This window comes from Kitasatospora sp. NPDC001539, from assembly GCF_040298565.1.
Taxonomy (GTDB): Bacteria; Actinomycetota; Actinomycetes; order Streptomycetales; family Streptomycetaceae; genus Kitasatospora.
Genome location: NZ_JBEPAK010000318.1, coordinates 1 through 6,832, shown reverse-complemented (window position 1 = coordinate 6,832; position 6,832 = coordinate 1). Strand labels below are relative to the sequence as shown.

The window sequence follows — 6,832 nt, the reverse complement described above, 5'->3', positions numbered from 1 at the left end:
CCCGCGCCCGGCGGGGCGCGGGGACCGCGCACGGCGCAGGGCCGGGGCCCGCAGCCGACGAAGCCGGGCCCGGCTACAGCACCCGGGTCATCGTCCGGTGCGGTATCCCCGCATCGTCGTACACCGGCCCCTCGGCCAGGTAGCCCAGCCGCTCGTAGAACCCGAGCGCCTGCACCTGGGCGTGCAGCTCGACCTCGGTGGCGCCGTGTTCGCGCCCCGCCGCCTCGACCGCCCGGACCAGTTCGGCCCCGAGCCCGGTGCCCCGCGCGGCGGCGACGACCGCGAGCCGCCCGAGCAGCACCCGCCCCTCGACGCCTCCGGTCAGCTTCAGCGCCTGCTCCCCGAAGATCAGCCGCGCGGTCCCGAGCGCCGCGCCGTCGGCGCCGACGGCCAGCAGGTGCAGCGAGGTGCGGTCGTACTCGTCGTACTCCAGCTCCTCCGGCACGTTCTGCTCGACGACGAACACCTGCCGCCGGACCTCGCGGGCCAGCGCCAGGTCCGCCTCCCCCTCGGCGACCCGTACCGCCGCCCGCACGTCAGCTCTCCGCCGCGATGACGTCCAGCGCCCGCTGGAGGTCCGCCGGGTACTCGCTGCTGAACTCGACCCACTGCCCGTCCGCCGGGTGCTCGAAGCCGAGCGAGACGGCGTGCAGCCACTGCCGGGTCAGCCCGAGCCGCTTGGCGAGCGTCGGGTCGGCGCCGTAGGTGAGGTCCCCGACGCAGGGGTGGCGCAGCGCGGACATGTGGACGCGGATCTGGTGGGTCCGGCCGGTCTCCAGCTTGATGGCCATCAGGGAGGCCGCCCGGTACGCCTCGATCAGGTCGTAGTGGGTGATCGACGGCTTGCCGTCCCGCGTCACCGCCCACTTCCAGTCCGAGCTGGGGTGGCGCCCGATCGGCGCGTCCACCGTGCCGCTCAGCGGGTCCGGGTGCCCCTGGACCAGCGTGTGGTACCGCTTCTCGGTGATCCGGTCGTGGAACTGCCGCTTGAGGTCGGTGTACGCCCGCTCGGACTTGGCGACCACCATCAGCCCGGAGGTGCCGACGTCGAGCCGGTGCACGATGCCCTGCCGCTCGGCCGCTCCCGAGGTGGAGATCCGGTAGCCGGCCGCGGCGAGGCCGCCGATGACGGTGGGGCCGGTCCACCCGGGGCTCGGGTGCGCGGCGACGCCGATCGGCTTGTCGACGAGCACGATGTCGTCGTCGTCGTGGACGATCCGCATGCCCTCGACCGGCTCCGCGACGATCTGCACGGGGGCGGCGGGGGCGGGGATCTCGACCTCCAGCCAGGAACCGGCGGTCACCCGGTCCGACTTGCCGGCCAGGGCGCCGTCGAGCGTCACCTTGCCCTCGGCGGCCAACTCGGCGGCCTTCGTCCGGGAGAAGCCGAACATCCGGGCGAGGGCGGCGTCGAGGCGCTCGCCCTCCAGGCCGTCGGGTACGGGGAGGCTGCGGATCTGCGCTGCGGTACTCACCCGTACGAGTATGCCGGAAAGGCGGCCCCGCCCTTCCCGCCGGCGGTCCGGAGGCGGCCGGGGCCCTACTTCCCGGTCTCGCCGCCCTGGCCGCCCCTGTCGTCCCGGTCGCCCTTGCCGGCCCGGTCGCCGCCGTCGCCCTTGCCGGCCTGGTGGTGCACGGTCCCGTCCGGGTTGCTGCCCTTGAAGGAGAGCAGCACCACGAGGATCCCGCCGCACACGATCGCCGAGTCGGCGAGGTTGAAGACCGCGAAGTGCTGGACGGAGATGAAGTCCACGACGTGTCCGCGGAAGACGCCCGGCGCGCGGAACAGCCGGTCGGTGAGGTTGCCGAGCGCGCCGCCGAGCAGCAGCCCGAGGGCGAGCGCCCAGGGCAGGCTGTACAGCCGGCGGGCGATCCGCCAGATCACCACGATGACGGCGGAGGCGATCATCGTGAAGACGACGGTCAGCGCCTGCCCCATGCCGAAGGCCGCACCGGAGTTGCGGATGACCTGGAGGGTGACGACGTCGCCGACGACCTTGATCGCGGCGTGGTTCTCCAGCCTGGCGACGACCAGCAGCTTGCTGCCCAGGTCGATCAGGAAGGCGAGCACCGCGACGACCAGCAGCACCCCGATCCGCCGCGGCCCCCGGGGCTTCTCCACGGCCGTCGCACCGGCCGCCGCCTCGCCGTCGGCCGCGGCCGCGGGCTCGGTGGGATCGGCCACGGCCACCTCCACGGCATCGGCGGGGGTCGGGACGGCACCGTCCCGGGTCTGAGGGGAACCTTGCGTACTGATGATCCGCTCCGCTGCCGATGGAGCTCCCCCCGCAGGAGGTGGGGGAGGGTGTTGGGCCGGTTGCCGCCCTGGAATCCGCCGGGGAACCGCTTCGGACGTGTCGGGCGACGTTACGGGGTCGAGCGTACGGCAAGCCCGACCCCCCGCGTCGCCCCGGTGGCCCGGTTCAGCGGCGTTCCTGCTTGGCCTTGCACTGCACGCAGAGCGTGGCCCGGGGGAAGGCCTGCATCCGGGCCTTGCCGATGGCCTGTCCGCAGGACTCGCAGGTGCCGAAGCCGACGCCCTCGAGCCGCTCCAGGGCGCGCTCCGTCTGGGCGAGGCTGTCGCGCGCGTTGTTGGCGAGCGCCAGTTCGCTCTCCCGCGAGATGTTCTTCGTACCGGCGTCCACCTGGTCGTCGCCGGCTCCGTCGTTGGAGTCGCGCATCAGGCCGGCGATGGCGGCGTCGGCGGCGTCGATCTCGCCGCGCAGCCGCTCCAGGTCGTTGATCAGCTCGTCGTGCAGCTCGTGGACCTCGTCGGCCGTCCACGGGTCCTCGCCCGGCCGGACCGGCAGCGTGGCCGGGTCGACGGCCTCGGCTCCGCGCGACGCGGTGACGGTGTCGGTGCTGCTCTGAGGTGCGGTAGTGGTCACGGTCCCCTCCCCTGGATCGGCCGCCACGGCCTTGCGTGCCCGCTTGGTGGCGGTACCCGCGCCGGTTGCCTTATCAGCCATGGCTTCGACCCCATCTACGAACGAATCGAGCCGCCGGTTCCCGGCGGCCTCCAGTGCCGGAACGATAATCCCGATCAAAACCGGTCACAACATGACATACCGACGCCTCACGATGATCCCACCCAGGCAGCCGCCCCAGCCGCCACGCCTCGCGCGACGAGAGACTTGTGCCCACCTCACCCCCGCCTAACCACCCCCGTCCGCGCACCCGCGGCCCCCGCCGGAAACGCTTTGGACAAACCGGCTCGCCCGGCCGATACACTGGCCCTGCAAGGCGCAGATGGGACGAGTACCGACGTACGCAGCCACCAGCGACCCGGGGACGGTGCGAGCCCGGGGGTGTGCACGGCGGGAAGATCACCCCGGAGCCGCCGGAAGAACGGCCACCGCCCAGCCCGCGGCGGCCCAGTAGAACCGGCTGCAAGCCCAAACAAGAGGGCCGCAACGCACCACCGCGGCCAAGGAGGGTGGTACCGCGGGACGGCCGGTCCGTCTCGTCCCTCCGGAGGATCCAGTCCCAGCATCCGCCGGAGGTAGACGCCCGCGATGAGCTCCCAACCCGTCACCCACCACCACCCTTCCGACGACGCGCTGCGCGCGGCTCCGCTGTACCACCCCGTCCCGGCGCAGGTGGACCTGCCTGCCCTGGAGCACCAGATCCTGTCGTTCTGGCAGGACAACAAGATCTTCCAGCGCAGTCTGGAGCAGTCCGAGGGCCGCCCCGAGTGGGTCTTCTACGAGGGCCCGCCGACCGCCAACGGCATGCCCGGCGCCCACCACATCGAGGCCCGCGTCTTCAAGGACGTCTTCCCGCGCTACCGCACGATGAAGGGCTACCACGTCGCCCGCAAGGCCGGCTGGGACTGCCACGGCCTGCCCGTCGAGCTGGCCGTCGAGAAGGAGCTGGGCTTCTCCGGCAAGCAGGACATCGAGGCGTACGGCATCGCCGAGTTCAACGCCAAGTGCCGCGAGTCGGTGACCCGCCACACCGACGCCTTCTCCGAGCTGACCACCCGCATGGGGTACTGGGTCGACCTGGACGAGGCCTACCGGACGATGGACCCGTCGTACGTCCAGTCCGTCTGGTGGTCGCTCAAGCAGATCTTCGACAAGGGCCTGCTGGTCCAGGACCACCGGGTCGCCCCCTGGTGCCCGCGCTGCGGCACCGGGCTGTCCGACCACGAGCTGGCCCAGGGCTACGAGACGGTCGTCGACCCCTCGGTCTACGTCCGCTTCCCGCTCACCGGCGGCCCGCTGGCCGGCCGGGCGGCCCTGCTCGCCTGGACCACCACCCCGTGGACCCTGGTCTCCAACACCGCCCTCGCGGTCAACCCGGCGGTCACCTACGTGGTGGCCACCGACGGCGCGGAGCAGCTGGTCGTCGCCGAGCCGCTGCTGGCCAAGGCCCTCGGCGAGGGCTGGGAGACCACCGGCGAGTCCTTCACCGGCGCCGAGATGGAGCACTGGACCTACCAGCGCCCGTTCGAGCTGGTCGAGATCGAGGACGCCCACTTCGTCCTCAACGCCGACTACGTCACCACCGAGGACGGCACCGGCATCGTCCACCAGTCCCCCGCCTTCGGCGCGGACGACCTCGCGACCTGCCGCAAGTACGGCCTGCCGGTGGTCAACCCGGTGCTCGCCGACGGCACCTTCGCCCCCGAGGTCCCGCTGGTCGGCGGCCAGTTCTTCAAGAAGGCCGACGAGGCCCTGGTCGCGGACCTCAAGGAGCGCGGCCTGCTCTTCCGCCACGTGCCGTACGAGCACAGCTACCCGCACTGCTGGCGCTGCCACACCGCGCTGCTCTACTACGCGCAGCCGTCCTGGTACATCCGGACCACCGCCGTCAAGGACGCGCTGATCCGCGAGAACGAGGCCACCAACTGGTTCCCCGAGACGGTCAAGCACGGCCGCTTCGGCGACTGGCTGAACAACAACATCGACTGGGCGCTCAGCCGCAACCGCTACTGGGGCACCCCGCTGCCGATCTGGCGTTGCGAGGAGGGCCACCTGACCTGCGTCGGCTCGCTGGCCGAGCTGACCGAGCTGACCGGCACCGACCAGAGCGGCCTCGACCCGCACCGCCCGTTCATCGACGAGGTCACCTTCGCCTGCCGCGACTGCGGCGGCACCGCCACCCGCGTGCCCGAGGTGATCGACGCCTGGTACGACTCGGGCTCGATGCCCTTCGCCCAGTACGGCTACCCGTACCAGAACAAGGAGCTGTTCGAGAAGCGCTACCCGGCGCAGTTCATCTCCGAGGCGATCGACCAGACCCGCGGCTGGTTCTACACGCTGATGGCCGTCGGCACCCTGGTGTTCGACAGGAACAGCTACGAGAACGTCGTGTGCCTCGGCCACATCCTGGCCGAGGACGGCCGCAAGATGTCCAAGCACCTGGGCAACATCCTGCAGCCGATCCCGCTGATGGACCAGCACGGCGCCGACGCCGTGCGCTGGTTCATGGCGGCCGGCGGCTCGCCCTGGTCGGCCCGCCGGGTCGGCCACGGCACCATCCAGGAGGTGGTCCGCAAGACCCTCCTCACCTACTGGAACACCGTCGCCTTCCAGGCCCTCTACGCCCGCACCGCGAACTGGGCCCCCTCGGCCGGCGACCCGGCCCCGGCCGACCGCCCGCAGCTGGACCGCTGGGTGCTCTCCGAGCTGAACACCCTGGTCCGCGAGGTCGACGCGGCCTTCGAGGCGTACGACACCCAGCGCGCCGGCAAGCTGCTCTCCGGCTTCGTCGACGACCTCTCCAACTGGTACGTCCGCCGCGGCCGCCGCCGCTTCTGGCAGGGCGACGCGGCCGCGCTCGCCACCCTGCACGAGGCGCTGGAGACGGTCACCCGCCTGATGGCCCCGCTCACCCCGTTCATCACCGAGCGGGTCTGGCAGGACCTGGTCGTCCCGGTCGCCCCGGACGCCCCGGCCTCGGTGCACCTGGCCTCCTGGCCGGTCGCCGACGAGGCCCTGATCGACGCCGAACTCTCCCGGCACATGGCGCTGGTGCGCCGCCTGGTCGAGCTGGGCCGGGCCACCCGCGCCGAGTCCGGCGTGAAGACCCGCCAGCCGCTCTCCCGCGCGCTGGTCGCCGCCCAGGGGTGGGAGGAGCTGCCGGCCGACCTGCGCGCGCAGATCGCCGAGGAGCTCAACGTCTCCGCCCTGGAGTCCCTCGCCGAGGTCGGCGGCTCGCTCGTCGACACCAGCGCCAAGGCCAACTTCCGCGCCCTGGGCAAGCGTTTCGGCAAGGGCGTGCAGGACGTCGCCAAGGCGGTCGCCGCCACCGACGCCGCCCGCCTGGCCGCCGAACTGCGCGCCGACGGCCGGACCTCGGTCGAGCTCGACGGCGAGACGATCACCCTCTCCCCCGATGAGGTGATCATCACCGAGACCCCGCGCGAGGGCTGGGCCGTCGCCAACGAGTCCGGCGCCACCGTCGCCCTCGACCTGGCCATCACCCCGGAGCTCAGGCGCCTCGGCATCGCCCGCGACGCCATCCGCCAGATCCAGGAGGCGCGCAAGAACTCCGGCCTGGACGTCGCCGACCGGATCGTCCTGCGCTGGCGGGCCACCTCCGAGGAGACCGCCGAAGCCATCGCCGAGCACGGCCCCCTCGTCGCCGAGGAGGTCCTCGCCACCGACTTCGCCGCCGGCGCGGCCGACTGGGACTCCGAGACCTTCAGCGACGAGTCCCTCGGCCTGGCCTTCCAGCTCCGCAAGGCCTGACCCGACCGACCGGACCGCCGCCGGGCTCCTCGTTCGGCGAGCCGGATGCCCTCGTTGACGCCTTCCACCCCAACAGCCGGTACTCCGCAACGGCGTCGACGTCAGGCGGCGAGGACCGCATGTACCTCAGCGTC

The 6,832-nt window shown here is 72.4% G+C and carries 5 protein-coding genes; 1 reads left to right on the top strand and 4 read right to left on the bottom strand.

The window, feature by feature from the left end; genetic code table 11:
- Nucleotides 1-73 precede the first annotated feature (73 nt).
- The 4 genes from ABT247_RS30395 to ABT247_RS30380 form a co-directional block, all read right to left on the bottom strand.
- Nucleotides 74-535: a GNAT family N-acetyltransferase gene (locus ABT247_RS30395; RefSeq protein WP_350748949.1), complete on the bottom strand. Its 462-nt coding sequence runs from the start codon at nt 533-535 to the stop codon at nt 74-76.
- A gap of 1 nt (nt 536) precedes the next feature.
- Nucleotides 537-1,475, bottom strand: coding sequence for an RluA family pseudouridine synthase (locus ABT247_RS30390; protein ID WP_350748946.1), 939 nt, complete (start codon nt 1,473-1,475; stop codon nt 537-539).
- A 65-nt stretch (nt 1,476-1,540) separates the two neighbouring features.
- Entirely contained in the window at nt 1,541-2,260 is a 720-nt protein-coding gene (gene lspA / locus ABT247_RS30385; protein WP_502892531.1) for a signal peptidase II, read from the bottom strand.
- Nucleotides 2,261-2,423: 163 nt separating this feature from the next.
- Nucleotides 2,424-2,888 (bottom strand): TraR/DksA family transcriptional regulator, encoded by a 465-nt coding sequence (locus ABT247_RS30380; protein WP_350748941.1) that lies wholly within the window; start codon nt 2,886-2,888, stop codon nt 2,424-2,426.
- Nucleotides 2,889-3,515: 627 nt separating this feature from the next.
- Here ABT247_RS30380 and ileS point away from each other — a divergent pair.
- A complete protein-coding gene (gene ileS / locus ABT247_RS30375) occupies nt 3,516-6,698 on the top strand; it encodes an isoleucine--tRNA ligase (protein ID WP_350748938.1) in 3,183 nt (1,060 codons plus the stop codon).
- Nucleotides 6,699-6,832 lie beyond the last annotated feature (134 nt).